The following is a 25,134-nucleotide window of genomic DNA, read 5'->3' on the forward strand; positions in this document are numbered from 1 at the left end:
TCATTTACAAGCGCCTTGAGGAGGCGATTTCGTCTGGCCCGACGTGCGGGACGGGATGACGCCCTCTACTCCTGCACGCTACAACAGCTCCATCTGGCCAGTCCCAAACCCGGTGTAGTTTAGGCTACCCGTTCCGCATGAGCGGGTAGCCTGTCAGTGTAGGTGCTTCAGATCAAGAGCGCCTGCTTGTCGTAGTATGGACGTCGTCCCGCTGACGCCCTTTCAGGCCGGCAAGCCCGAGCAGTCCCAAAAGGCCGAGCAGGCCCCAGTCGAAACCGTCATCTTGCTCAACTCCGACCGGCGGCGCGTTTGCAGGCTCGGTGGTCGCCACCTGGGCCAAAACGGGGCTGCTAGTAATGAGAACGAGAGCCACGGTGCAGATGCGAAGTCCTTTGGACATGATAAATTACTCCTGTTCTGCCATCCTACTGGTCTGGCGAAGTCGTAACAGGACGCAAGGGGAGATGTTCCGGAGATCGGAGAGCGCCTTCACCTTTCAACCGCCGGGCTGTAAGGGCGGCCTTCTGGCGTCATCACACGGACAACCCCAATGCAGGTGACCGCCCCAGGGAAGAACCAAGTCTTATATGTCGTATGAACAGCGGGTGGGGATCTAGACCTGTCAGTCCAGTCCACGCTAGACGTGGCTGCGCTGGTGCCGTTTGCCGTCGCCCTTCGTGGCGTTCTTCCGTCCAAAACTTGGCGCAGTCATATGCTGGGCGTCTGCGCTTTGGCCGGGCTGGCGTTGCGGCAAACGGTATGGTCTGAACCACCCCTCCACTTTTGGGAGAAAGGAGGGGGCCCGATTATTGACGCCCACACCAGGAGGGGCATGCTCGAAAACACTGCTGACGACGCAGAAATTCGAAATCTATAACCTTGGCGGCATGAGCAACGCAGTAATTTTATGCCGTCCCTTACATGAGCTTTTGAGACAGTCGATGAACAAGACCAACCTGGCTGGACGGCGCATTCTTGTGGTAGAAGATGAGCTTATCTTGAGCCTTGATCTCTGCGCACAGATAGAGGAATTCGGCGGAGTGGTGGTCGGACCGGCGCCCACCTTGGAGAAGGGCCGCTTCCTCTTTTCTTCAAGCCCTCTGCCAGACGGCGGCATCCTCAATATGCGGATTGTCAAAAATATGATCTACCCTCTGGCCGATGATCTGCTGGCAGCGGGCGTGCCCTTTATTTTTGCAACCTGCGCGAATAAAAGGTCTATTCCGCAAAGGTATGCAGGCATCCCGCTTGTCGGCAAACCGATCGATATCCTGCATGTCGCTGAGGAACTGTTTCCTGTATGTTCAGAATTAGGGCGGGCATGACCAATTGATACGCGACACTTCTGGCTGATCAGATAGCGCATGCAGCTGGTCTTCCCGCCGCTATACCAGACACTCAAGCTGTTGCGTTTGACCTCTTTCGACAAGGCAATGCGCCTCCGGCCCTATCAGCAGGCAATAGACATGAAAGCCGGCTGGCATGAGGTTGGATCAGATATCACTTTGTCCTTGAACCCAGCTGCTGCAGGAAAAGAGGCAACGCGTACTGGCCCGCAAGAGCGGTATCCGTCTCACCTCTTTGCTGGCTATACGCCGCGCTCAGCACCCTGTCATTCCCGAATTCCCGACGCGCTTCCAATCGGGAACATGTCCTCGCCGTAATAGTGCAGCTTGACGTGATGGGTCCTCAAACAACTTGATGGCTATGAATTACCTGAGGCGGTTCGTTGAGCAACGGTCCTGCCAGGGCGCACCATTCTTGGAAGGCGGGGGCCTTACGGAAGACATTCATATGTGCATCGACAGAGTTCCCGTCCACGCGCAGCAGGTAGTGTCCCGGCACCTCAATGACCCATTCGAGGCGCATATCGAAGCAGCCATCGGCCGCCAGAAACAGTGGTTTCGCCGGCTGCACCGCAGCCTCAAAGGTATCAGCCGATGCCGGGTCTACCGTCAGCGCAGCAACTTCATGAATTACGCGCGTTTTGCCTTCTCATGCTCGTCATCGATAGACTGCTCGATCCCGGTCGCGACCATGGTGCGCGTCGCGTCTACTGTCGCGTACGTCCAGAAAATCCTCATCAGCTCTTGGCTCTCGTTCAGGAAGCGGTGCGGGACATTGGCAGGGATCCAAGTCGTGTCGCCGGCCCTCAGTTGGTGGCGCTGGCCGTCGATCTCGGCCACGGCGTCGCCTTCCAGGATCAACACACTTTCTTCGCAGTTGTGGAAATGTATGCCGATCTTGGCGCCAGGATCGAAAGCCGTGATGCCATTGATAAGGCTCGTGGAGCCGCAGCTGCGGGTCACCAGGGGGATGGTGCGGGCGCCGTTGGCGCGGTCGTTTACCGGCAGCTGGTCAGGGCGCAGGATAGCGGGATCTGTCATGATGTTGTCTCCTTACTCGGGCGCTTTGGTGGACTGATACCAACCGCCCTAAGCATTAGACTAACCGCTTTTGCGTATTCACGAGTGGCAATCGATCGGCCGCGCTCGGAGTCGCTGGCGAAGGCGTTCCATGCCTTGCAGCATTGGTCGACGATGTCTGCATAGGTATCAAAGACGGTGATGGCGAGGCAGTTTGCGCGCAGATAGGCCCGGGTGTTCTCAATCGGGTTAAGCTCTGGCGTATAGGTCGGAAGCGTCACGATGGTGATGTTGTCGAGGATGCGCAGAGCGCTGGAGTTATGCTAGCCGGCGCCGTCCATCACGAGCACGGCATGGGCGCCCGGCGCGACGGTTTTCGCGATTTCAGTCAGATGGGCGTTCATGGCCGAGGTGTCGGCACGAGGACAAGGTGGTTGACGCGCTACACTGCTCCGAGTTCAGGAATGGTGTCAGACCTGCCGAATACCGGTTCGACAGACCGGCGATCCCCTCGGCGTTGCAGCGATGAACCCCAAGGCGCAGGGTCTGCCGATCCATGCCTCAGGCCTCCGCCGCCGTCTTTCGATCCACGCCCTCCAGAACACGAGCGATCTCCAGAAACCGCCGCACCGCTTCGCATCCTTTGTGCGCGCCGCCGCCGCCCGAAGTTCGCTTGCCAACATATCCGTTCGAGGGATCTCAACCGCCATCAAAACCTCCATCTCCTGATGGCAACAATTCAGATCTTCAGGTCGAGGGGAATCCCGCGCGAGTCAGAGATCAGGGCTTTTGATATCAGGCGAGAGTTGCGCAACCGCGCCCTATAACATCTTGCCTTATTGTATCCAACGGTATACATTAGGCCGATGTGAACTTATGCGCCGCCAAAAAGGAATCTCCATGGACAAGATATGGGACGTGATCGTCGTAGGCTCGGGTAACGCGGCATTGTGTGCTGCGCTTGCCGCACGTGCCGAGGGCAGCAGTGTGCTGGTTGTAGAAAAGGCCCCGCGCGCCATGGCCGGCGGAAATACGCAATATACCGCAGGAGCAATGCGATTTGCGTATAACGGTATCGATGACCTTATGCCGCTTTTGGCCGATCTGACGGATCCTCGTCTCGAAGTGACCGACTTTGGCAGCTACACTACTCAAAGGTTTAGCGATGATCTGCTAGGTTTCAACGATGGCCGCCCTCTGTCTCCTGAGCAGCAAATCTTGATCGATCAGAGCTTGGAAACCATGCAGTGGCTGGGTCACCAAGGCGTAAAATTCGAGCCGATTTACAGCCGTCAATCATTCTTGAAAGATGGTCGTCATGTTTTTTGGGGCGGCTTGACACTCGCCGCTGCGGAGGAAGGCGTTGGCCTATTCGAGGCGGAACTTGCCGCTCTCGAGGAAAAGGGCGGTGAAATCCGTTTCGAACAGGCCGTTACTGGCCTGCTGGTCAAAGATGGATGCGTGACTGGTGTCACCGTCCGAAACTCCACTGGTGAGCAGGTTCTTCATGCTCGGGCGGTAATATTGGCTTGCGGCGGCTTCGAGGCGTCTGAGGAGCTGCGTGCGAAGTATATTGGACCCGATTGGGCAAAGGCCAAGGTTCGTGGAACACCTCACAATACCGGAGATGGGCTGCGCATGGCGTTCGAGCTAGGGGCAGAAATGTATGGATTCTACGAAGGTTGTCACGCGACGCCGATGGACTTGCACATGAAGGATTATGGCAATCTCGACATCCCTCACGGCGAACGCAAAAATTACCGGAAAATATCCTACTTCCTTGGGATAATGATCAATGCGGATGCCGTACGTTTCGTAGACGAGGGCCGCGATTTTCGCAATTACACCTATGCGCAGTTCGGCCGCGCCGTACTGGAACAACCCGGTCATTTCGCTTGGCAGATATTTGACGCCAAAGTGGATGACCTGCTTTATGCGGAATACCGCTTCCATGACGCACACTACGTGCAGGCAGATACACTAGAGGACCTAATACCGAAGCTTGAGGGGGTGAACCCAGCTGGGGCTCGCAGTACGATCGAGGCCTATAACCAAGCCGTCATGGACGATGTGGCGTTTGACCCGACGATCAAGGACGGCAAGGGCACACGTGGCCTGGAACTGCCAAAGTCGAACTGGGCGCAGAAGCTCGATACAGGGCCGTTCAAGGCCTATCCGGTCACGGGCGGCATCACGTTCACCTATGGAGGCGTCAAGCTGGGACAGGAAGGGCAGATCCTGCGCCCCGATGGCAGCGCGATCGATGGACTATTCGCATGTGGTGAAATGGTCGGCGGGGTGTTCTACAATGGCTACCCGGGTGGTTCGGGATTGACCTCCGGTGCGGTCTTCGGCCGGATTGCAGGACGCGGCGCCGCTGCTCAGGCCAAGGGGGCCTGAGCAATCACAGCGCCTTCGGTCTTGTTGAGCTCTAGTAACTGCTTGATCAGCCCGGTGCTGCGCGCCGTCGCTAGAAAGGCGTTCACTGCCGCCGTCAGCCGAGGATCACGACCTGCTGGCAGGCCCAAAGCCTGCTGGATGACCATGAACCGTTCTGGCAGTAGCCGAAGGCCAGGCAGGCGGCGCTGGTCGGCTTCCAGTTGCTGCCGGATCCCGGCGGCAACCTCGTACCCTTCGCGCAAGAAGAAATCGACGACCTCCTGCGAAGTCTTCACCCGCTCAAGCGACGCCGACGCAATCGTGCGGCTGAGGAAGAGGTCATAGGCGCTGCCACGACCGACGGCAATGCGGACGCCCGGACAATCTACCTGCGTCAGTGTCCGGATCGCAGAGGCGTCGCGGACCAGATACCACCCCTCGATCAGAATCCAGGGGTCGGTGAACGATACGGAAGTGGCACGGGCGGGATCCACCGCAAAGAAACCCAGATCCGCCTGGCCTTCCGAAATCAACGCAACCGAGGCCGCGGCATTCGGAACAGTTAGAAGCTCCAATGGCAGACTACGGTCGGCGGCAAATTCACGGGCCATATCGACCGAGATCCCGGCGGGTCGCCCATCCTCGGCCGATCGTGTGAGGATCGCATTTCCCGTGTTGATCACAACACGCAGGGTTCCTGTCGGAGCGAAGAGTGCGTTCAGCCCGTCACCGGTCATGGCCCTACTCCAGCATGGGCGCTCTGGATCGAATCCACAATGCGAGCGGCAAAGGCCGCGGTTCCGAGGGGCCCTCCCATATCGCCTGTACGCCATTCCGGTACGGCGATGACGCGCGCCACGGAGGTCTCGATCAGGGTAGCGGCTGCGTCTAGTTGAGGATCGGCCTGACGCTGGCCCAGCCAGCGCAGCAACATGGCAGTCGAATTAATCAGCGAAGCCGGGTTCGCCCGATCCTGCCCTGCAATCGAAGGTGCCGATCCATGTTGCGCCTGTGCCATGGCATGTCCTGCCCCCGCGTTCAAAGAGGCTGCAAGGCCGATACTGCCTGCGATCTCGGTCGCTTGGTCAGAGAGAATGTCGCCGAACATATTGGTGGTCACAATGGTGTCGAACGCCGAGGCATCGCGCACCAGCAGCGCGGCCATGGCATCGACCAGCACCTCCTCGACCGTGATATCGGGATAAGCCTTGGCGACTGCCCGGGTACACGACAGAAACAGCCCGTCGCTGACGCGCAGGACATTGGCCTTGTGGACGACGGTCAGCCTGCCGCTGCGCTCCCGGGCGATCTGAAAGCCCGCCTCGGCGATGCGCGTCGACCCCTGGCGGGTGACCTTGCGCATGGCAATGGCCACGTCCTCGGTGGGCATGAACTCTCCCGTGCCGGCGAACATCGTGCGGTCGGCGTAAAAGCCTTCGGTGTTTTCGCGCACGATGACCAGATCGACCGGAACGCCGCAGCGGGCCGGAAAGTCGGGATGCGACTTGGCGGGACGGATGTTGGCGAACAGGTCCAGGTGCTTGCGTAGATGCCCCGATGGGTTGATGCCGCCCTCGGTCGAAGGGGGATAGTCATTGTGCGAAACCGGGCCCAAGATCACACCGTCCGCGGCACGCGCACGGTCTAGCAGGTCGTCCGGAAAGGTCGTGCCCTGGGCTGCGAGGGGCCGCAACCCGACCTGCGCTTGGTCCAGCCGAAACTGCAGGCCCGTGCGGCCCTGAACCGCGTGCAGCACGTCCAGCGTGGCGGCGGTGATTTCGGAACTAATGCCGTCGCCATCTAGGACCAGCAGGGTGACAGGAGCGGATGGGCTCATGGGGAATCTCCATTCGTGGAAAGGGCAATGCGGCGGCTGTCATCAAGTGACGCCCCGAACCAGCACAGGATGCCGGCCCGGCGCGTGCCCAGATAGGTCCCACCATCGCCGTCGTTCAGCAGCGGCAGGTCATGGCCGCAGACAATGATCGCGCCGGACCGCGCCCGCCACAGATCGGCAATGTTGGCAATGGTCGCGCTGCTGGCCGCCCCGTCCTGAGTCGAGTCGCCTGCGGCCGCCAGCAGTTCGGCCCGGTTCTTGACCGCATCCGCGGCCAGGATGACACGCCCTGCCCCGTCGTCCAGAACAAACGACAGGTGGTGTGGGGTGTGGCCGGGCGCGGCGATGGCGGCAATTCCGGGCAGCGCCTCGGCTCCCGGCGTCAGGCGCCGCAACTGCGGCGATTCCGCCAGCGCGCGGACATACAGTTCCGCGCAAAGCGACGTCTCGATAGGTTCAGCCAAGGCGTGGTCCAACTCGGCCCCGCAGATAGCGACCGAGGCCGCGGGGAACAGGGTCCAGTTCATCATGTGGTCGTAATGGGCATGGGTCAGCAGGATGTCGGTCACGTCATGGCGCGCGATGCCGCGTTCGGCTAGGCGCGCCAGTAGAGTCTTGCGTACGGAAAACGATCCAGTATCGACCAGGATCACCCTGCCCCGCCCGCGCAGCAGGACGACCGCGCTCCACCCCAGGCCGCCATTCTCCAGCGACTTGCCAGGAAAGCCTTGGACCAGTAGGTCGACCTGATAGCCGCAGATATCGGCAAGAACGGTCATGGGAGGACCTGCCCGCTGCGATCAGCGATCGTCGTGATAGCTTGGGCGATGGCGGCCGGGCGTTCGATGGGCGTGAAATGCCGCGCGCCCTCCAGGACCTGCAGTGTGGCACCAGGAATCGCGGCAACCAGATCACGGGCCATGTCGGGGGTCGTAGCACGGTCGTCGGACCCGACCAGCACCGCCGCGGGAACGCAAAGCCCGGCAAGGACGCAACGCAGATCCGCGCGGCCTAGCATGGTACAGCTGCGCACATAGGCCGAAAGATCGTTACGCAGGAACACGGCTTCGGTTTCCGCCACGCGGTCCGGCTGTCCCGCGCGGAACGCGTCTGAGAACCAGCGTTCGCGCTGAAAGGGCAGCAGGCTTTCCAGACCCGACGCCCCCGCCTTGTCGGCTCGCGCGGCCCAGTTTGCGCTGGCATCCGGGCCGTACGATGCAGTCGTGTCTATCAGCACAAGCCCTGCGGTGCGGTAGGGGTGATGGGCCGCGACGGCCTGGGCCACGCAGCCGCCCATCGAACAACCCGCGATCACCGCCCGCTCCCAACCGGCTGCGTCAAGGACCGCCACGATGTCATCGGCGAACTGCGTCAACGTAAAGTCGTCCGTCCCAGTATCGGATATGCCATGGCCGCGACAGTCGACGGTGATGGCGGAGACCTCCTCAGGCAGGGCATCGATCACCCCGGCCCATGTGCTCCCGTCCATCGCCAGGGCGTGGATCAGGACGACGCGTGCGCGCGGTCGTTCCGCAGGATAGTGGCGCCAGTGCAGGCCAATGCCATCGGCCGCATGGGCAAATCCGGTCTGGACGGTTCGGGACATGGAAGGACCTTTGTTCAGAATAGGGAGCGGGCACCTTGGCGCCCGCCCGTTGGGCATCAGAACTCGATCTGGTAGCGGTCGCGCAGATAGGTCTGCGCCCATTCCCGGGCTTCGGGAGAGATAGTCGTGGCAACGCGGAACATGCCCGCTAAGTTGTCGCCGATGCCTTGTTCATATTCGCCAAGGATCTCGGCCGAGCGGGCGATCAACTCGGGGTCCTGCAGAGCCTGTGCAAAGGCCTCGCGATAGGCCTCGACGATCGGTTCGGGGGTGTCGATATGCAGCATCGCAGGCTTGCTGGCGCTCATCCCGGCGCCGAACAGCGCCAGAAATGCTTCAAATGCCAAGCCTTCGGGGGGTGCGCCGTGGACAGCCTCATAGGCCTCTGCAAAACTGGGAAGGTCCGGGAAGGTCGGATCGCGGACGATCTGTCCGTCTGCATTCAGTACGCCCCAGGAAAAGATCGGCACTGCGGTCCCCTCCTCGACCATCGGTACAACATTGGCCAGATAGGCTGAAGTTGTCTGATAATCGATCGTCGCCTCCCCGCGCAGGAAGGCCAGCCGCCCGTCGCCGCGCCCGGTCATTCCGAAGACATGGCGCACGTCCAAGCCCAGCAACTCGAACCCCAGCATTGGGATGATGTCCAGACCAGTGGGCCCCTGGCTGCCATAGACCAGTTCGGTGTCACTCAGCCCTGCCAGTTCGTCGATCGAGGTCACCCCCAAGTTAGGCGGCAGATATGCGACCCCGCCCGAGGGGGAGACCAGCAGTGGCGTGAAATCGCGGTTAAAATCGTATTCGACCCGCGTATCCCCTAGTAGCATCGGAAGGGCTGTCGATCCGGTGGTGCCGATCAGCGCGGTCCCGTCAGTGCGCGGGCGCGCCGCGAACAAGTTCGTGCCGGTGATCGAGCCGCCGCCGGGCACGTTGCGGATAAAGACCGCCGGTTGCCCCGGAAGATAGCGCGACAGATAGGGCGCCAGGAACCGCGCCCAGACATCGGTCCCCCCACCTTCGCTGAGCGGTATGACCCATTCGATCTGCTTACCGGTGAAGTCGACCTCCTGCGCACGGGCGGTGGCGGGGATGGTCAGCGCGGCCAATAGGGCAGCCGATAGGATCTGTCGTCTGGTTGGTTTCATGTCGTGGTTCCTCCCTTGGAAAAACGCCCGCCGCCTCCTCGCGGCGAGTCGGTCACTGCGGCAGCGGAACACCCGCGCGAGCAGCCTCCTGCGCCAGCAAGCGCAGATCCTCGCCATCAAGGCGGATGCCGTCGCGCCTGCGGGCCAGGGTGGCGCGGGCCTCGATCTCTCCTGGCATCATGATTTCCTCCACGCCGGCGGCGCGGGGCTGGTCCTTGGCGCGGCGGATCAGCTCCTTTATTCGGGTCTCGTAATGGCCGGGTTCCAGGAACAGGTCCGGACGGAAGGCCAGGAAGACATGACCCGCATCCTGGGGGGCATCGAAATCGCTGTACTGGTTGCCCACCGCGCCGCCAAAGGCGGAGCCGGACATCACCCCTGCCATGATCTCCATCATCAGGGACAGCCCGGAGCCTTTGGGCCCGGCCAGCGGTAGGACGACCCCCTCGTATCCCTTCTGGGCGTCGGTGGTGGGGTTTCCGTCGGCGTCCAGCGCCCAGCCAAGCGGGATCGGCTCCCCGCGCGCAGCGGCGCGGCGCACCTTGCCCCGGGCCACGACCGACAGGGCCATGTCCAGGACTACAGGGCGCTCGCCCGCGGGCGCTGCAAAGGCAAATGGGCTAGTTCCCAGAAACGGTGCCCGCCCGCCCCAGATCGGCATTGCGCGGGACGCGTTGGTAAAGACAAACGCCGCCATCCCCGCATCGGTCGCCTGCAGCAGATAGTTCGCGGCCATCCCAAAATGCGTCGACCGGCGCACTGCGCACATGCCCATGCCGTGAACGCGGGCCATGTCCACGGCCTCGGCCATAGCGCGGGTGGCGGCGACGAAGCCAAGCGCATTATCCGCATCCAGCCGGGCCGCGACCGACATCGGGCGGTCCAGCACCATGTTGGGCGCTGCCTTGACCAAGCCACGGCGCAGGCGATCGAGATAGATCGGCACGCGCGACACTCCGTGTGACGACACCCCGCGCAAATCGGCCAGAACAAGGCATTTGGCCACGCGCCGGGCATCTGCCTGAGGCACGCCGTGGGTTGCAAATATCCCGGTGACGGCGTCAGTCAGCACGGCCTCGGTGAACACTTGGTTTTGCTGCGGCATCTGGACCTCCCTCGCTGTCAGCGCATATATCCATTTATCAGTTTACAAATGCAATAGTGAATAGGGTGTTGCGGCGTGATAGACGGGGCCGACCCTAGCGAAAGCAAAGCGATTGCCCCCCTCGCCTACCTCACGCAGCCGCATTGGCCCGCATCTTGCCGCCGATATCGCCGCCCATATCGCCGCCGATTCCCTGCCCGAGGGGGCGCATCTGCGCACCGCCGATCTGGCCCGGCGATTCGCAGTGTCACGCTGGCCGGTGGAACAGGCGCTGAAAGAACTGGCCGAAACTGGGCATGTCCGCCATGAGCCGAACCGCGGCTTCTTCGTCCGCCAGAACGGACCCGCAGCGCCCGCGATGCCGCCCGACCCGGTGCACTCGGCCTATTTGCGGTTGGCCGTCCTGCTGACCGAACAGGCCATCGGCCCGCAGGTCACCGAGCAGGAGATCCGCGACCGGTTCGCCCTGACCAAGCGGCAGACATCAGACCTGATGGGCCGCCTGATCCGCGAGGGGATCGCCGAAAAGCGCGCCGGTTACGGCTGGAACATCAACATCGAACTGACTGCACCCGACGCGCTGGCCCATACGACGCAGATGCGGCTGATCCTGGAACCCGCCGCCTTGCGCCTGCCCTGCTATCACCTTCCCGCCGAGGATATCGCCCGTCTGCGCCGCGTAGAACACGAGCTGCTGGACGGCACCATCGACCGCGCGCCCCCCGACGCGCTGTACTTGCGCGGCGCGCAGTTTCATGAGGCAGTCATGGCGGGCGCGGGCAATCCCTTCATGCTACAGGCGCTAATGCGGGTGAACCGGGTGCGGCGGCTGCTGACCTATCGCGCGATGGAAGACCGTGAACGCTACTACCGCCAGTCGCGCGAACATCTGGCCATCCTGGATTTGATTGCCGCGGGCGATCACATAGGCGCCGCTTTTCAGATGGAGGCGCATCTGCGCAAGGTTCGCCACAGCCTGTCGGCGCTCGGATTTATCGCAGCGCAGGACGTGGCCGCGTCGCATCCCGACTAGGGGCGGCGCTTTCGAGCAGCGGGGCGCGGCACGCCCATGTAGCGCGCCATCAGCGGCGCACCCATGATGACGACCACGATCCGTGTCAGGTGGTGCAGCACGACAAAGCCCAGATCGGCCCCCACGACGATGGCCAGTACCGTCAATTCGGCCTGCCCGCCGGGGGCAAAGGCCAGGAACCCCTCCAATGGGCGGGCGAGGCCGGTCAGCACAACGAATTCAGTGAAGGCTGCCGCCAGCACCGCCAGCACCATCACGAAGGCCAGACCTGACAGGACGAACACTCGTAGTTCGCGCAAGGTGACCCCGACATACTGCACGCCGATGCCAATACCGATGAACAGTTGGGCCAGCATGATAGCCTCGGCCGGTGGGCGCTGTGTGATGATGCCGGCCATCGACAGAGCCGCGGTCGTGATCATCGGCCCCAGGATTGATGCCCCGAACAGGCCGAGATATTCGCCGCCCTTCCAGCCGACGATCGCCGAAAGCGCCATCCAGGCTAGCTGGCCCGTGCCGAAATCGCGCAACGGCGCACCCATCGCCCCCGTTAGTGGCGCGTCGTACAACCAGACCAGTATCACCGGCGCGATGGTGACGAGCACCGCAACGCGCGTGGCGTGAATCAGCGACAGCGCTCGGACGTCGGCCCCGGCCTCCTGCCCAAAAATAACCATGTCCTGCAGCCCGCCTGGCATGGCCGCGTAGTAGGATGTCGCCGCGTCGAAACCCAACCTGCGAAAAAACGGCACCCCAATGAGGCCAATCAACAGCACGTAGAGTGGCACCAGTGCGACGCTCAGCGCCATCTGCGGGATATGGCTAACGACTTCGGGCGTGATCGACGCCCCGACGGCGACCCCCAAGATCGTGCGTGCCCCCACCGAAACCTGCCCCAATCCTTGTAGCCGTGCACCGATAAGTGCTGCGACAAGACAAAACGACATCGGCCCGAAAAGAAAAGGCAGTGGAAGGCCGAGCATGTGAAAGGTCACAGCTCCCACAAGCGCCAGCGCAAGTGTTCCGGCACGATAGAGCAGGGACGACCACAACAGCTTGTAACGGACGGGCTGCTTCATGGCACTCTCCTTATTGACCCTTAATGTATCCGGTCGTATTCATTGGGATGCAACGGGGAACTGCATGCTTATGATCGACGAGTCCAAGGGCCCCCAGGGTCAATCCGCCTATCGGCGCCTACTTGGCGATATCAAATCGGGTCAGCTTGTGCCGGGCGCACGCTTGCGGGAGGCCGAACTGGCATCGCGATTTGGGATCTCGCGCACCCCCGTGCGCGAGGCGATCCGGCAGCTGGAGGCAGATGGACTGGTGACCCACCAGGCCCGGCAAGGCGCAACGATCCGCAACCTGGACTATGCTGAAGTCATTGAGCTTTACGAAATGCGATCCGTGCTGGAGGGTACGGCAGCAAGATTGGCAGCACGCATGGCGCAGCGCGTCGAGGTAAAAGAGTTGACCGAACTCAACGACGCGTTAGCCGCCAGCGCGCCCGGTGGCGCAGCGCAGGAACTTAACCGCCAGTTTCACCGCACCCTGCTGGACGCTGCACGCAACCGCTTCCTCGTCAAAACCATGAGCGCTTTACAGAAAACCTTGCTGATCCTGGGCCCTACCACGCTGGCGGACCCGACCCGGCCAGAAGCTGCTGCCACTGAGCATGCCGCCGTAATTCGTGCAATTGCGGACCATGATGCCGATTCAGCCGAGACGGCGATGCGCACCCATGTCGAAGCCGCCCTGAACGCCCGAATCCGAGCCATGCGCGGCCGCGAAATTCCAATGGAAGACGAATGACCAAGGTAGCAAAGCATCCGAACTGAGGATTGCCGCTAGCGCCTGTCTTTGTTGCAGCAGCAGCTTCGTCACGTTTAGGCGCCGCCCTTGTTCGTTGCATCTGCATGTCTCAGCCACCGTGCCACAAGGGTACAATATTTCGGTGGCGTGATGCTGTTCGGAAAACGACCGGCTTGTATGACTATCTGTACGGCGGGAAGATGACTGCCCCGCAACTGGTTCGAGATTCCTTCGCTCGTCTACGAAACTTGATCATTACCGGAGACATGGAAGGAGGAAGCGGAACCTAAACGGCAGACATGGCGACGGCTACATATTCGAGAATGGCCATCGCGTGACCCTGAAACGCCGCATTGCCGGAGTTTTTAAGTGTGCCAAGCGGCACCGCGATGGCCAAAGGCACGATCGAGCTGGCGGTACTGAGGTTGCGAGCCGCCCCGACCTGGGGGCGCTGGCTCGGGGTCGGAGAGATGGCGTTCATCCTGCTGCTGAGCGCGCTCGCGAAGACAGGTCCAGCGCTGCTAGCCGCAAGCACCGGCACCGTTACTGTCAGGCCACGGCTGGTGAGTCATTTGGCGGCAATGATATCGCTGTTCTTGCTGAGGCCGTCTTCCAGGATGATCCACAGCTTCTTCCGCTTCAGAGTGCTGGTGGCCGAGATGGGAAGGCTGGAAAGGACCCGCTGATCCGAACCCTGCACGCAAAAGGCCCCAGCAACGAGGCCGGGGCCTTTCCCATTTCGGTGGCCCTATCCCCCGGTCAGTGCGGCGGCGGGGACGAAGACCTCTCCGGTGACCAGCTTGCGCGCAGTGCGGATCGCACCCGCGCTGACGACCTGCAGGTCGTGGGCTTGGCCTTTGGTGCGCAGTGCCACGTCGATCATGCCGCTTGGATGTTCGATCAGGATCTCCCGGTCCTCGCCCGCCGGGCGTTGTGCTAAACCATCTGAAACCGATCCCTCCAGTACCGACACCGTCGCCACGCACAGCGCGCCCGTCACCGCGAATGCAGCATGCGCTTTATGCGGCACAAAATAGCGCGCGGCGATATGGCCGCCATTTTGCGGCGCGGCTAGGATGGCAACCTTAGGGATCACCTTGCCCGTCACGTCGCCCAAGCCCATGCGGCGCCCGGCCTCTAGCCGCATCATCTCTAGCCTGGCAAAGAAATCACGGTCCGCGTCCAGTTCGGCCGCCGTTTCATAGCCTGACTTGTTCAGATCGGCGGCGCGCAGGATCATCATCGGCACGGCCACGTCGATCAGCGTCACCGCAATGCCGTCAATTTGTTCTTGCAGATGGCCCGAGGGCAGCAGCCCGCTAGTCTTGGAGCCGACGATGTCCATGAAGTTCAGCCTCACCGCAGCTGCCGTTCCCGGCACCCCCGCAATGGCTTGATCTCCGTCGTAGTCGACCGCGCCGCCATCGGTGCTGACGACTGCCTCAATTCGGCTGGCGGTGTTCTCGTTATAGATCACCACCCGCGTCTGGTTTTCAGTCGCGGCGACCATGCCGCGTTCGATGGCAAAGGGGCCAACACCGGCCAAGATGTTGCCGCAGGATGGGCCTGTGTCGACCACGGCCTCGGTCACCGACACCTGCGCAAACAGGTAGTCTACGTCCACGCCCTCGCGCACGGATGGCCGCACCATCGCGACCTTGGAGGTCAGCGTATCCGCACCCCCGATGCCGTCGATTTGGCGCACATCTGGCGAACCCATTGCGGCCAACAGGACGCGGTCGCGGGTGGCCTCATCGGCGGGAAGGTCATCAGTGTGGAAATACGGCCCCTTCGAAGTACCGCCGCGCATAATGATGACGGGAATGCAGTGCTGTTTCGCCATAATGTTTCTCCGTTCGTTCAACAGGAATGGACCGCGCCTTTCGGTGCGGTCCATGCTTTTGTCAGGACACTAACGGCCAGGGCAGCCGGTCATAGAAATGGTTCTGCAGCAGGCCTTCGGGCAGGATCAGGTTTAGTGCCGATGTCAGGATCAGCAGGATGATCGCCCCCATCAGCGTCAGCAGCAGGGTCTGCACCCAGCCTGACTTGGCAACGATGCGCAGAAAGGCCAGGAAAAACAAGATGACGGCCAGGAAATAGCCAACCAGCGCGATGGTGGCGACAAAGCCCACTAACCAGCCGATATATTTCAGCGGTGTCATTGGACCCAACTGGTCCGAGACCTCCTTTGACTCCGCGTCGAACACTGCGCCGCTGGTCCGGTTGCCGCGGATCTGCGGCCACAGCACCATGGCAGCGGCACCCATGCCCACGACTGCGATGCTGACCGGGAAGATGCGGCCCAACTGCGATAGATTAATCGTCTCGACGAATGTGAAGACGAACAGCGCCATGATGCCTATCGTGAACGCGACCTGCGGCCACATGGACTGGGTCAGGGTCACGGCCGACTTGCCCTCGACCTCAATCTTGCTGCCGCTTTTTTTCTGCGAATACATGCTGAAGCCAACAGATAGCACGATAATCGCTCCAATGATCAGCACGATAGGACGCTGGAAGGCGTTCCACCCTGAGAACTGCAGCGCCTGGTACAGATAGCGTTCGGCCTGCGTGGCCAGCACGAACCCGATCAGGAAGGCCGGGCGCGGCCAGCCGAACCGGCGCAGCATCATGCCCACAATCCCCAGGACCACCAGCGCCACCAGATCGTACAACGAGCGGTTGGGCTGGAAGGCCGCAAAGGTGATCACCAAAATCATGAACGGCGCGACCAAAGGATAGCGGACGACCGTGACTTTGGCGATGGCAGGCGCGAGCAGGATGCATAGTGCTGTGCCCAAGACGTTGGCGATCGCCAGCGACCAGACGATCGTATAGGTCACGTCCAGGTTGGTGGTGACCATCGACGGCCCCGGCTGCAGGCCGATCAGGATCATGCCGGCCAAAAAGATCGCCATCGATCCCGAACCGGGAATGCCGAACAGCAGAGTCGGCACCAGACCGCCGCCGTCCTTGGACGCGGTGGTCGCCTCCACCGCGATGACGCCGCGGATGTCGCCCTTGCCAAACTGGCTTTTGTCACGCGACGTCTGCACGACATGGCCATAGGCAATCCAGTCGACGACCGATCCGCCCAGACCCGGGATCATTCCCAGCAACGCGCCAAGTGCCGCGAGGCGCAGCGTCAGCCAGCGGTACATCCAAGTGTCCTTCAACCCTTGGGACCACCCGGCGCCAAGGGCTGAACCTTCCTGGGCGATGGAGCTGTTGCGGCGCAGCAGGTCGCCGATTTCCGGGATGGCAAACAGCGCCAGGCCCACAATGACCAGCGGCACGCCATTCATCAGGTAAAGCGACCCGAACTCCATCCGGTATTCGCCCGTGGCGGGTGCCGCACCGACAGCGCCAAGTGCAAGCCCCGCGGCGCAGGCGGCGACGCCCTTGGCCAGGCTGGAGCCAGACAGCGCGCCGACCATCGACAGGCCGAACATGGTCAGCATGAACAGTTCTGCCGCGCCAAAGGACAGGATCAGCGGACGTGCAATTAGCACGCAGACCGTCAGGACCAGGGCCCCGAACAGGCCGCCGATGAACGAAGCCGAGAACGCCGCGCTGAGCGCGCGAGCGGCTTGGCCCTTCTTGGCCAGCGGAAATCCGTCCAAGATCGTCGCTTGAGAGGCCGACGACCCCGGGATCCCCATTAGGATCGAGGCAAAGGTGTCCGAGGTGGACAGGACCGGCAGGATGCCGATCAGCATCGCCAGCGCCAGCGTCGGTTCCATGCCATAAACAAAGGGTAGCAGCAGCGACATCCCGACGATGCCGCCCAGGCCGGGCAGCACCCCCACAACCAGGCCGGTCAGGACGCCGATCATCAAGTACTGGATGTGTTGGAACGTCAGCACAGTACCGAGTGCAGAGAGAATTGCGTCAGTAACCATGGTAAGACCTTGGACCTTCTGAAGGGGTGATGGCGCCGTGCAGCACGCGCGTTACGAAACTGGGGGTATGCCGCCGGGGGCAATCACCTGGATTGCGGGGGTCCGGCCGCGTCCGGGCCTCAACTGCGCATTGCAGAGACATCGTGGCGCGGTCGGAACAGGGCCGGGCGGCGCGCCTGTCGCGTGCCGCCCGCGGGTTAGGTCAGTCCAACATCACGCTGTGGTTCTCGCTCAGATAGGTGCGAACCCATTCGCGGGCTTCGGGGTCGATGGTGGTTGCGACCTTGTATAGGTCGACGACTTGGTCACCCACCGCTTGGTCGTAATCGCCGAGGACTTCCCCTGAACTGGCAATCAATTCGGGATCTTCGGCTGCGGCGCTGAACGCATCGCGATAGGCCTGCACGATGTTTTCGGGTGTGTTGCCAGGCAGCATCGCAGGCTTTTGTGCGGCGAAACCCGATCCGAAGAACGCCTTGTACGCCTCGAAGGCCACGCCCGAGGGAGGCTCACCATGCATCATCTCGTAGGCTTCGACGAAATGCGGGATCTCGGGGAAGGACGGGTCGCGCTGCACGTTGCCTTCCGCATCCAGCACTCCGTACGAGAACAGCGGCACGGCAGAGCCTTCCTCGACCAACGGGGCGACGTTTGTCAGGTAGGCGGACGAAGTCTGATAGTCGATCGTCGCCTCTCCACGTTCGAAGGCCAGGCGGCCGTCACCGCGGCCGGTCATGCCGAAGACGTGGCGCACGTTCAGGCCCATCACTTCGAAGGCCAGCATTGGCACCAGGTCCAACGAGGTCGCGCCTTGGCTGGCATAGACTAGTTCGGTGTCAACCAGCTCGCCCAGTTCGGACGCGTCGGCAACGCCGGCGCTGGCGGGAACATAGACCACGCCGCCCGTGGGCGAGACCAGCACCGGTTCGAAATCGGCATAGTCATAACGCACGCGCGTGTCGCCGAGCAGGAAAGGGAACTGCGTCGATCCCGACGTACCCAGCAGCTGCAGCCCGTTCGGGCGAGCGCGAGCGGCGAATTCGTTGGTCCCAGTGATCGAGCCGCCGCCGGGGACGTTGCGGATGATCACGTTTGGATTGCCCGGTAGGTGCCGTGACAGATAGGGGGCGAAGAACCGTGCCCAGACATCCGAACCGCCGCCTTCCGAGAAGGGCACCCACCATTCAACGGTCTGCCCCGAGAAATCGACCTCTTGTGCGGCGACGGGGGCTGCGGCGGTGATGCTGGCGACCACGAATGCGACGGCGACGGCGCCTTTCAGGCGACCCAGTGTTGCTTGCATGTTTGTATTCCTCCCATTGGTCCGGCACCTGGGGCACCGGGCGAACGAGACAGTCATCGCACATGAAGCTGTCCAAAGGCTGTCAGGATGCAGCTGCGTTAATTTTTTTTGCCTGTTTCTGCATCAACCTCTGCCAAAGGAAGCGCCAGCAGGACGACGCAGCCCTGATCCGACGGCTCAACCCGCGCATCGCCGCCCGCACGCCGGGCGATGACACGCACGATGGGCAGGCCGAGCCCCGACCCACCGTCATCGGCCGTGCTGACGCGAAAGAACCGCTCGAACACCGCGTCGTGCAATTGGCCGGGGATGCCGTCGCCCTGATCGCGCACGCGGAGTTCAGCCATTTTGCCGTCGCGCGACAGTTCCAGCCTCAGGTCGCTGCCCCGGGGCGTGCCGTATTTCAGCGCGTTGTCGATCAGGTTGTCGACCGCCTCCTCTAGCAGGACGGGGTTCGCGGCGACGGGCAGCGGGCCCTCGACCCCGTCCAGGGACAGGTCCACCTCGCGGCGCAGGGCCGTGGGCACGTGGCGGCGCGCGACCTCGGCCACGATCTGCGCCAGGTCGGCAGGGGCGCCTCCCTGGGCGTCCAGCGCGTCGCTGGCCGCGTCCAGCCGCAGCATCTGCTGGGTCAGGCGCGACAGGCGGCGGGACAGTTCGTGCAGGTCAGTCAACCGCTGCTGGCGGTCGGCATCCGATTGTGCGTTCAGCGCCGATTCTGCCTGCGCCTGAATCGCGGCCACCGGGTTGCGCAGCTGGTGCGCGGCATTCGAGATGAAGGCCCGTCGTCGGTCCAGTTCCGCCGCAAGTCGCTGGAACAGTCCGTTGATAGTGGCGACCAATGGCACCACCTCGCGCGGGACGCGGCGGCGGATCGGGTGCAGCTCCTGTGAGTTGCGCAGGGCGACCGCGTCGCGTAGGTCGGTCAGCGGCGACAGGCCGCGGTTGATGCCGAACCAGACCAGCGCCGCCCCCGATGCCACCATCAGTGCCACCACCGCCGCCGCCTGTCCCAGCATCTGCAGGGTCAGCGCCTCGCGCCGGGTCACGGTCTGCCAGACGCGCACGGTCGTCCAACCGTCCAAATCGGGGTCAGTAATATACTCGCGCAGCACCACCGCACGGACCGGCTGATCGTTGAAGACGGCGTTGTAGAAGACGGGCACGGCCTCGGGGTATTCACGGCCCGCGGGCATGGGCGGCGCGTCAGTGCGGCCAACGATGAAACGTCCCCCCGCTGCGTGGACCTGATAGAACAGCGGATCGCCGATCGCATTTTCCAATGAGGTCAGCAAAGATTCCGCGATCAGGTCGCCCTTGGTCATCATCACCTCGCGCGCGACGGCATGGGCCACCACCTTCAACGTGTCGTCGTACAGGTTGCGCGACATGTCCCGCGCCATCCAGTGCAGCACCACGCTGGCCAGCACCGCCAAGACGAACTGTGGCACCACGATCAGCACGAACAGCCGCGTTCTAAGACTGACCGCGCGACCGTCCGGCGCGCTCATATGGAACTGTCTTGTTGCAGGATGTAGCCGAGACCACGGATAGACCGGATCTGCACCCCGCCGCCATCGATCTTCCGACGCAGACGCGAGACCAATAGCTCGACCGCGTTCACGTCAACATCGGCGCCGGTACCATATATGCTGTCGCACAGGGCCGATTTGCCCACCACGCGTTCAGCATTGTCGAACAGTGCCTCCCACAGGGCCAGCTCGCGACGCGATAGTTCGATCACTCCGTCCGGACCGCTGACGCGGCGCCCTGCGCGGTCGAAGAATAGCCCACCTACCGTCTCTACCAAATGGCCGCGTTTGCCCCGCCGCCGACCAAGCGCACGCACCCGCGCGCACAATTCGGCCATCTCGAACGGTTTCGTCATGTAGTCATCGGCCCCGGCATCCAGCCCCGCTACGCGGTCTTCCAGTCCGTCGCGCGCGGTCAGAACCAGCACCGGGATGTCCATCTCCATTGCGATGGTCCGGCGGATCACGTCCAGTCCGCTAAGCCGGGGCAGGTTCATGTCGACGATGGCTAGATCTGCACCGTCATGGGTTAGGAAATCCAGCCCGTCCTGCCCGTCGGCTAGCCAGTCGACGGAATGGCCCTGCTCGCGCAGTGCTTGCTCGACCGCGCGGGCCAACATCTGGTTGTCTTCGATCAGGACGATCCGCATGGCCTTCGCCTCGGGTCGGGGGACTTTTTCCTCTTAGGGGGTGGATCGGCGAAGATACAGCCCCTAAACATGAGCCTGCAGGGACAGGAGACCGCAAGGTCGCCACGCCAGGGAGGCACGCCATGCAATATCCCTCGACCGCCCCCGGTATCGCCGCGGCGCTAATTACATTCTGCATTGTAGCGACGGCGATCCTGACGCCGCGCGCGGCCCATGCACAGGACGTGGATTTCAGCGGGCGGTCTGTTGATTTGATCATCCCCTTCTCCCAGGGTGGAGGATCGGATGTCTGGGCGCGGTTTCACGCACCACTGCTCGCTCGTCACATGCCGGGCCAGCCATTGATTGTCGTACGGAACGAACCGGGCGGTGGCGGCACACGCGGATCGAACGCTTTCGCCGACAAGGCGCCGCGCGACGGCCTGAGCCTGCTAGGCATTTCAGGATCGTCGTTGTTCGCCTATCTGCTAGGCGATTTTCGCGTTCGCTACGATTTCAATGACTGGACGGTACTAATGGCTTCTCCCACCGGCGGGGTGGTCTATGTCGCAGGTGACCTAGGGCTTAATTCCTGGCAGGATATTGCGACGCTGCGCGATCGGCAACTGGTCTTCGCCAGCCAAGGGATTACCTCTCTGGACTTGGTACCAATGCTGGCCTTCCGCGTTCTGGGTTTGGATGCGCACTACGTCTTCGGATATACCGGCCGGCATGACGGGTGGGAAGCAATGCGCCTTCATGAAGTCAACATCGACTATCAGACCACCTCGGCCTATCTGCAGAACGTTGTGCCCATGGTCGCCGCGGGCGATGCGGTGCCGCTGTTCAGCTGGGGGATCGTCGCTGCCGACGGAAGCGTGCAGCGCGATCCGACCTTCCCGGACCTACCCACGCTGGAGGAGCTGTACGAACACCTGCACGGCGCGCACCCCTCGGGACAGGAATACGACGCCTACCGTGTCTTCGCCTCTGCCGGGTTCGCGGCGCAGAAGATGCTGGTTCTACCCCGAGATACTCCGCCCGCGATCCGGGACACTTGGCTGCAGGCGATCCGCGCGGCGCGCAGCGATCCGGACTATGTCGACCGCGCTCCCGCGATCCTGGGCGCCTATCAGTCGCTGGTCGGCGAGGATGCGCAGAACCTAGCCGCCAGCGTGACCCGGATCGACCCCGATACCCGCCGCTTCGTGCTGGAATGGCTGGCCGACGAATATTCGATCAGGTTGACGGAGTAGCCTGCCGCCCCCCGCCGATGACCCGGATCGGCCGACCGGCCTTCCACGCCTCGATGGCCTCAACGGTCTGGCGGTGGAACATGCGGAACGTCTGTTCGCTGACATAGCCCAGATGCGGCGTGACCAGCAGCCGCCCGCTGTCGATCAGGTCGCGGTCCAGGATCGGGTCGCCGTCCGGCAGTGGTTCGATATCGTGCACGTCCAGCGCCGCCCCGCCCAAGCGCTCGTCGCGCAGGGCATTCAGCAGCGGTCCCACCTGCACGATCGGTCCGCGAGAGGTGTTCAGCAGCAACGCGTCGGAACGCATCAGCCCGATTTCTCGCGCGCCAAATAGGCCGCGCGTCGCCTCGGACAGGACCAGGTTGATCGACACGATGTCAGATCCGCGCAGCAACACATCCAAATCGGCCGCGTGGCGCACCCCTTCGGCCGAGGCCTGTTCGGGCGTCAGGCTACGCGACCAAGCCAGGACCTCTACTCCGAAGGGTCGGGCAAGCGCCGCGACTTTGCGACCGATGCGGCCATAACCCGCGATGCCAAGTGTCAGCCCAGCCAAATCGCGGCCCATGCCCATTTGCCAGCACCCGGCGGCGGCGGAATTTGCCTCGGGGACGATGCGCCGGGTCAGGGCCAACATCAGGGCCATCACGAATTCGGCCGTGGTGGTCCCGCGAGATTCCGTTCCGCAGACGACGATTCCGCGCTCCTGCGCTGCGGCCACGTCGATGGATAGGTTGCGCGCCCCGGTGGTCACGATCAGCTTCAGGTGGGGCAGCGCTTTGATCAACTCGGCGCCAAGCGGTGTCCGTTCGCGCATCACGCACAGCACGTCAAATGGAGCCAAGGTGGCGGCCAACTCCCCCTGATCGGTCATCGTCCGGTGGAAAACGGTGACATCGTCATCCTGCGGCCATTCGGCATACAAGCGCGCCACGTCGGCGTAATCGTCGAGAATAGCAATTTTCAGTGCCATGAGTTGCCTTTGCTAGTATACGCCGCTTTCACCCGTCTATAGCCCTTGGCGAGACGGTATGCAGATCCGAACATTCGACAACCAGGCCAGTACCGTCAAGTCATGCATCCCCAAGCCTCCCGTTTCCATCGCTGACGTCCAGAATGAGTATTGGCCATCCGGTAACCTCCCCCTTCCGAGGATGGCGGTCGCTGCCAAAAACGCGGCACGCGTGATTGCCCCCGTCCATCAAACGCGGAAACCGTCTGGACCGACTTTCTTCGCAGCCTCGCGACCCCGGGTTGAGCATCGTAAAGCGGGCCATCGCGGACAGTCACAAGAGTCTGTGCGCGGCCGCCTGCTGGGTCTTCAACGCGTCTTAGCAAACATGTCGCGTGCACTGGATGCGGAACGCGCTGGCCCAGGGCACGATGCGCACTTCCGAATGCGTCAGCCTCCTTTGTAAACACCATCAAGCGTCGTGTGCTGATCTTGGTCGGGGTGCACCAACAGCATCCTCGAAGTTTCTGGCGCCTTTGCGGTGCACGTCACACACCGGGCAGAGACGAGTGCGTGGTCGCGGATCGATTTGCCGCGGCGATGCACATAGACGTCTCGGGATGAAGACCACCATCGCCTACTCCGCGCTTCTGGGATCTGTCACGGCACAGGCACAGCAAGCCTTTCTCGCCCGGCTCGCTGCATGCCGAACTGCCGGGCGCGTCATTCGTGCCCGCACCCGACGGCGCCGCGCCGCATTATAACCTGTCGGGTCGCTTCACCGGCCCGGATTGCCACGCAACGGACCTCTATTCGGAGGTGCAGGCGGCCAACGGTCTGGCCTTGCCCTTCCCGGGTCAGCGGCCTGAACGCAGAGTAACAAGCCCCGGGAACTTCGAAGGACCGAGGCGGTGACAGTCGCCCTGGTCTAGCAGGCTGCTGAAATAGTCGCCGAGGTGGAACTGTTTTCTCAGGACGGGCGTGTCTGCCTGAAGTTTCCGGCCCGTCGGGATGGACCGTATGCATGGCTGATGCCGCTTGTTTGCCTCAGGCCGCGAGCAACCAGGGCAGCCGCGCGAGATTGTTGGCCGCCATTGTCAGAACGAAGCGGGAGCGCACTCGTTCGATGCCACGATAAACGGTCTGGGCCATTCTGCCGACGGTCTTCGCCCACCCGAACGCCTCCTCAATCCGCTTCCGGTGCTTCAGGGACAGACCATAGCCGTCGTGCCAGGTGGTCCGCCCGTCGATCGCTGAATAACGCGATCTTTGCGCGACATGCGGTGTCATGCAGGCCTGACGCAGGTCAGCAACGAACCCGGCGGCGTCATATCCTCTGTCTGCCCCAAGGGTCAGCCTGCGGGTCGATCCGGGGGAGTGACGGTGAATCATGCCAAGCGCGGCGCGCCGTTCGGCACGGCCGTCGGCTTCAGTCAGATCTCCTTGAACGATCAGGCCGCTGCGGTTCTCCATCAGCGCATGGCCAATGAAGCACAGCATTGCGCCGGTGCCGGGCGACTTTTTGTAGAGCCGAGCGTCCGGGTCGGTGGTCGAGGCATGAGTGGCGTTCGAACGCCGCTCGCCGCGGAAATCGACTTCGACATTGCGGTGTTGGCGGGTGGGGCGGAGCATCGGGTCTGTCTCTGTTTGGGTCGGTTCGGGCTGGTCCGCGGTGGTCATGTCTGGTGAAGGCGGGTCGCCCGGGCCCTCGTCATCAGGGGGTGTGATGTCAGGCTTCGGCTGAAAGCTCTTCATGGAGGCCCAAGCCTTGACCAGCGTTCCGTCGCCCGAGAAATGCTCGTCAGACAAAAGCGGGGCGACTTCGCGATGCGCCAGGATTGCCCCCATCACCTTGCGCGACATGTCCGTGGTCAGCAGTCTGTCGCGGTTCTTAGTAAACACCGTCGGGACCCAGACCTGGTCATCGATGCCCAGCCCCACGAACCAACGGAACATCAGGTTATATTGCATCTGCTCCATCAGTTGCCGCTCTGAGCGGACCGAGAACAGGATCTGCAGCAGGCTGGCCCGGATCAGCCGTTCCGGCGCAATCGAGGGGCGACCGAAATCGGTGTAGAGCGCTTCGAACTCGGCATCCAAGCTAGCAAGCGCGTCGTTCACCACCTGCCGGATCTTGCGCAGCGGATGCCGCGCAGGGACACGAGCTTCCAGATCAACATAACTGAACAGCGACCCGCTCGCTTTGTCCGTGCCGCGCATCATCACTCCCGCCGCTGTCCTGCAGAGAATGAATCATGTTCTACAAATCGC

At 62.5% G+C, this 25,134-nt stretch carries 24 protein-coding genes; 6 read left to right on the top strand and 18 right to left on the bottom strand.

Features of this window, described 5'->3' with window-relative positions:
- Positions 1–172 precede the first annotated feature (172 nt).
- Entirely contained in the window at positions 173–400 is a 228-nt protein-coding gene (locus E4191_RS23115) for a WGxxGxxG family protein (RefSeq protein WP_139616615.1), read from the bottom strand.
- Between the two features lie 409 nt (positions 401–809).
- On the opposite strand from E4191_RS23115, the gene E4191_RS23120 reads away from it, so the two are divergent.
- Positions 810–1,325: a response regulator gene (locus tag E4191_RS23120; protein ID WP_139616616.1), complete on the top strand. Its 516-nt coding sequence runs from the start codon at positions 810–812 to the stop codon at positions 1,323–1,325.
- A gap of 364 nt (positions 1,326–1,689) precedes the next feature.
- Here the strand turns inward: E4191_RS23120 and E4191_RS24450 are convergent, their stop codons facing one another.
- From E4191_RS24450 to E4191_RS24960, 3 genes are read right to left on the bottom strand one after another with little or no spacing between them, the layout of a single operon-like run.
- Positions 1,690–1,917 (bottom strand): hypothetical protein, encoded by a 228-nt coding sequence (locus tag E4191_RS24450; protein ID WP_228461923.1) that lies wholly within the window; start codon positions 1,915–1,917, stop codon positions 1,690–1,692.
- A 59-nt stretch (positions 1,918–1,976) separates the two neighbouring features.
- Positions 1,977–2,387, bottom strand: coding sequence for a cupin domain-containing protein (locus tag E4191_RS23130; RefSeq protein ID WP_139616617.1), 411 nt, complete (start codon positions 2,385–2,387; stop codon positions 1,977–1,979).
- Positions 2,384–2,647, bottom strand: a complete 264-nt coding sequence (locus E4191_RS24960; protein WP_139616618.1) for a hypothetical protein — start codon at positions 2,645–2,647, stop codon at positions 2,384–2,386. The genes E4191_RS23130 and E4191_RS24960 overlap by 4 nt, the downstream gene beginning before the upstream one ends.
- A gap of 619 nt (positions 2,648–3,266) precedes the next feature.
- Between E4191_RS24960 and tcuA the strand changes: the two genes are divergently transcribed.
- Complete coding sequence (gene tcuA, locus E4191_RS23140) at positions 3,267–4,766, top strand: FAD-dependent tricarballylate dehydrogenase TcuA (protein WP_139616619.1); 1,500 nt, start codon at positions 3,267–3,269, stop codon at positions 4,764–4,766.
- Here tcuA and E4191_RS23145 read toward each other — a convergent pair.
- From E4191_RS23145 to E4191_RS23170, 6 genes are read right to left on the bottom strand one after another with little or no spacing between them, the layout of a single operon-like run.
- A complete protein-coding gene (locus E4191_RS23145) occupies positions 4,748–5,482 on the bottom strand; it encodes a transporter substrate-binding domain-containing protein (protein ID WP_139616620.1) in 735 nt (244 codons plus the stop codon). The genes tcuA and E4191_RS23145 overlap by 19 nt on opposite strands.
- Positions 5,479–6,582 carry an isocitrate/isopropylmalate dehydrogenase family protein gene (locus tag E4191_RS23150; protein ID WP_139616621.1) on the bottom strand — a complete coding sequence of 368 codons (1,104 nt, stop codon included), beginning with the start codon at positions 6,580–6,582 and terminating at the stop codon, positions 5,479–5,481. The genes E4191_RS23145 and E4191_RS23150 overlap by 4 nt, the downstream gene beginning before the upstream one ends.
- Positions 6,579–7,361, bottom strand: a complete 783-nt coding sequence (locus tag E4191_RS23155) for an MBL fold metallo-hydrolase (RefSeq protein WP_139616622.1) — start codon at positions 7,359–7,361, stop codon at positions 6,579–6,581. Before E4191_RS23155 ends, E4191_RS23150 begins: the two co-directional genes overlap by 4 nt.
- Entirely contained in the window at positions 7,358–8,188 is an 831-nt protein-coding gene (locus E4191_RS23160) for an alpha/beta fold hydrolase (protein ID WP_139616623.1), read from the bottom strand. The genes E4191_RS23155 and E4191_RS23160 overlap by 4 nt, the downstream gene beginning before the upstream one ends.
- 56 nt (positions 8,189–8,244) lie before the next feature.
- Positions 8,245–9,333 (bottom strand): Bug family tripartite tricarboxylate transporter substrate binding protein, encoded by a 1,089-nt coding sequence (locus tag E4191_RS23165; RefSeq protein WP_139616624.1) that lies wholly within the window; start codon positions 9,331–9,333, stop codon positions 8,245–8,247.
- A gap of 52 nt (positions 9,334–9,385) precedes the next feature.
- Positions 9,386–10,438, bottom strand: a complete 1,053-nt coding sequence (locus E4191_RS23170; protein WP_139616625.1) for an Ldh family oxidoreductase — start codon at positions 10,436–10,438, stop codon at positions 9,386–9,388.
- A gap of 112 nt (positions 10,439–10,550) precedes the next feature.
- Between E4191_RS23170 and E4191_RS23175 the strand changes: the two genes are divergently transcribed.
- Positions 10,551–11,471, top strand: coding sequence for a GntR family transcriptional regulator (locus E4191_RS23175; protein ID WP_139616626.1), 921 nt, complete (start codon positions 10,551–10,553; stop codon positions 11,469–11,471).
- Here E4191_RS23175 and E4191_RS23180 read toward each other — a convergent pair.
- Entirely contained in the window at positions 11,468–12,550 is a 1,083-nt protein-coding gene (locus tag E4191_RS23180; protein ID WP_139616627.1) for an AbrB family transcriptional regulator, read from the bottom strand. The two genes, E4191_RS23175 and E4191_RS23180, sit on opposite strands and share 4 nt — an antisense overlap.
- A 70-nt stretch (positions 12,551–12,620) precedes the next feature.
- On the opposite strand from E4191_RS23180, the gene E4191_RS23185 reads away from it, so the two are divergent.
- A complete protein-coding gene (locus E4191_RS23185; RefSeq protein ID WP_139616704.1) occupies positions 12,621–13,286 on the top strand; it encodes a GntR family transcriptional regulator in 666 nt (221 codons plus the stop codon).
- Between the two features lie 389 nt (positions 13,287–13,675).
- Positions 13,676–13,972, top strand: coding sequence for a hypothetical protein (locus E4191_RS23190; RefSeq protein ID WP_139616628.1), 297 nt, complete (start codon positions 13,676–13,678; stop codon positions 13,970–13,972).
- A 62-nt stretch (positions 13,973–14,034) separates the two neighbouring features.
- Here the strand turns inward: E4191_RS23190 and E4191_RS23195 are convergent, their stop codons facing one another.
- The 5 genes from E4191_RS23195 to E4191_RS23215 all read right to left on the bottom strand — a co-directional run bounded on the left by E4191_RS23195 (position 14,035) and on the right by E4191_RS23215 (position 20,676).
- Positions 14,035–15,129 carry a 4-oxalomesaconate tautomerase gene (locus tag E4191_RS23195; protein WP_139616629.1) on the bottom strand — a complete coding sequence of 365 codons (1,095 nt, stop codon included), beginning with the start codon at positions 15,127–15,129 and terminating at the stop codon, positions 14,035–14,037.
- 61 nt (positions 15,130–15,190) lie between these two features.
- Positions 15,191–17,191 (bottom strand): tripartite tricarboxylate transporter permease, encoded by a 2,001-nt coding sequence (locus E4191_RS23200; protein WP_139616630.1) that lies wholly within the window; start codon positions 17,189–17,191, stop codon positions 15,191–15,193.
- Positions 17,192–17,393: 202 nt separating this feature from the next.
- Entirely contained in the window at positions 17,394–18,494 is a 1,101-nt protein-coding gene (locus tag E4191_RS23205) for a Bug family tripartite tricarboxylate transporter substrate binding protein (RefSeq protein ID WP_139616631.1), read from the bottom strand.
- Between the two features lie 98 nt (positions 18,495–18,592).
- Positions 18,593–20,005: a sensor histidine kinase gene (locus E4191_RS23210; RefSeq protein ID WP_139616632.1), complete on the bottom strand. Its 1,413-nt coding sequence runs from the start codon at positions 20,003–20,005 to the stop codon at positions 18,593–18,595.
- Entirely contained in the window at positions 20,002–20,676 is a 675-nt protein-coding gene (locus tag E4191_RS23215; RefSeq protein WP_139616633.1) for a response regulator transcription factor, read from the bottom strand. The genes E4191_RS23210 and E4191_RS23215 overlap by 4 nt, the downstream gene beginning before the upstream one ends.
- A gap of 122 nt (positions 20,677–20,798) precedes the next feature.
- On the opposite strand from E4191_RS23215, the gene E4191_RS23220 reads away from it, so the two are divergent.
- Positions 20,799–21,911 carry a Bug family tripartite tricarboxylate transporter substrate binding protein gene (locus tag E4191_RS23220; RefSeq protein WP_139616634.1) on the top strand — a complete coding sequence of 371 codons (1,113 nt, stop codon included), beginning with the start codon at positions 20,799–20,801 and terminating at the stop codon, positions 21,909–21,911.
- On the opposite strand, the gene E4191_RS23225 is transcribed toward E4191_RS23220, so the two are convergent.
- Complete coding sequence (locus E4191_RS23225) at positions 21,895–22,884, bottom strand: D-2-hydroxyacid dehydrogenase family protein (protein WP_331459689.1); 990 nt, start codon at positions 22,882–22,884, stop codon at positions 21,895–21,897. The two genes, E4191_RS23220 and E4191_RS23225, sit on opposite strands and share 17 nt — an antisense overlap.
- A 1,026-nt stretch (positions 22,885–23,910) precedes the next feature.
- Entirely contained in the window at positions 23,911–25,083 is a 1,173-nt protein-coding gene (locus E4191_RS23230) for an IS5 family transposase (RefSeq protein WP_139616706.1), read from the bottom strand.
- Positions 25,084–25,134 lie beyond the last annotated feature (51 nt).

The organism is Paracoccus liaowanqingii (genome assembly GCF_004683865.2).
GTDB classification, from domain to species: domain Bacteria; phylum Pseudomonadota; class Alphaproteobacteria; order Rhodobacterales; family Rhodobacteraceae; genus Paracoccus; species Paracoccus liaowanqingii.

What these genes read in the sequence shown, in the direction of transcription:
- E4191_RS23190 (WP_139616628.1), top strand. Translation starts at nt 13,676, where the DNA reads ATGGCCAAAGGCACGATCGAGCTGGCGGTACTGAGGTTGCGAGCCGCC.
- E4191_RS23145 (WP_139616620.1), bottom strand. Translation starts at nt 5,482, where the DNA reads ATGACCGGTGACGGGCTGAACGCACTCTTCGCTCCGACAGGAACCCTG.
- E4191_RS23170 (WP_139616625.1), bottom strand. Translation starts at nt 10,438, where the DNA reads ATGCCGCAGCAAAACCAAGTGTTCACCGAGGCCGTGCTGACTGACGCC.
- E4191_RS23155 (WP_139616622.1), bottom strand. Translation starts at nt 7,361, where the DNA reads ATGACCGTTCTTGCCGATATCTGCGGCTATCAGGTCGACCTACTGGTC.
- E4191_RS23205 (WP_139616631.1), bottom strand. Translation starts at nt 18,494, where the DNA reads ATGCAAGCAACACTGGGTCGCCTGAAAGGCGCCGTCGCCGTCGCATTC.
- E4191_RS23230 (WP_139616706.1), bottom strand. Translation starts at nt 25,083, where the DNA reads ATGCGCGGCACGGACAAAGCGAGCGGGTCGCTGTTCAGTTATGTTGAT.
- E4191_RS23165 (WP_139616624.1), bottom strand. Translation starts at nt 9,333, where the DNA reads ATGAAACCAACCAGACGACAGATCCTATCGGCTGCCCTATTGGCCGCG.
- E4191_RS23195 (WP_139616629.1), bottom strand. Translation starts at nt 15,129, where the DNA reads ATGGCGAAACAGCACTGCATTCCCGTCATCATTATGCGCGGCGGTACT.
- E4191_RS23130 (WP_139616617.1), bottom strand. Translation starts at nt 2,387, where the DNA reads ATGACAGATCCCGCTATCCTGCGCCCTGACCAGCTGCCGGTAAACGAC.
- E4191_RS23180 (WP_139616627.1), bottom strand. Translation starts at nt 12,550, where the DNA reads ATGAAGCAGCCCGTCCGTTACAAGCTGTTGTGGTCGTCCCTGCTCTAT.
- E4191_RS23225 (WP_331459689.1), bottom strand. Translation starts at nt 22,884, where the DNA reads ATGGCACTGAAAATTGCTATTCTCGACGATTACGCCGACGTGGCGCGC.
- E4191_RS23115 (WP_139616615.1), bottom strand. Translation starts at nt 400, where the DNA reads ATGTCCAAAGGACTTCGCATCTGCACCGTGGCTCTCGTTCTCATTACT.
- tcuA (WP_139616619.1), top strand. Translation starts at nt 3,267, where the DNA reads ATGGACAAGATATGGGACGTGATCGTCGTAGGCTCGGGTAACGCGGCA.
- E4191_RS23160 (WP_139616623.1), bottom strand. Translation starts at nt 8,188, where the DNA reads ATGTCCCGAACCGTCCAGACCGGATTTGCCCATGCGGCCGATGGCATT.
- E4191_RS23200 (WP_139616630.1), bottom strand. Translation starts at nt 17,191, where the DNA reads ATGGTTACTGACGCAATTCTCTCTGCACTCGGTACTGTGCTGACGTTC.
- E4191_RS23210 (WP_139616632.1), bottom strand. Translation starts at nt 20,005, where the DNA reads ATGAGCGCGCCGGACGGTCGCGCGGTCAGTCTTAGAACGCGGCTGTTC.
- E4191_RS23185 (WP_139616704.1), top strand. Translation starts at nt 12,621, where the DNA reads ATGATCGACGAGTCCAAGGGCCCCCAGGGTCAATCCGCCTATCGGCGC.
- E4191_RS23150 (WP_139616621.1), bottom strand. Translation starts at nt 6,582, where the DNA reads ATGAGCCCATCCGCTCCTGTCACCCTGCTGGTCCTAGATGGCGACGGC.
- E4191_RS23220 (WP_139616634.1), top strand. Translation starts at nt 20,799, where the DNA reads ATGCAATATCCCTCGACCGCCCCCGGTATCGCCGCGGCGCTAATTACA.
- E4191_RS23215 (WP_139616633.1), bottom strand. Translation starts at nt 20,676, where the DNA reads ATGCGGATCGTCCTGATCGAAGACAACCAGATGTTGGCCCGCGCGGTC.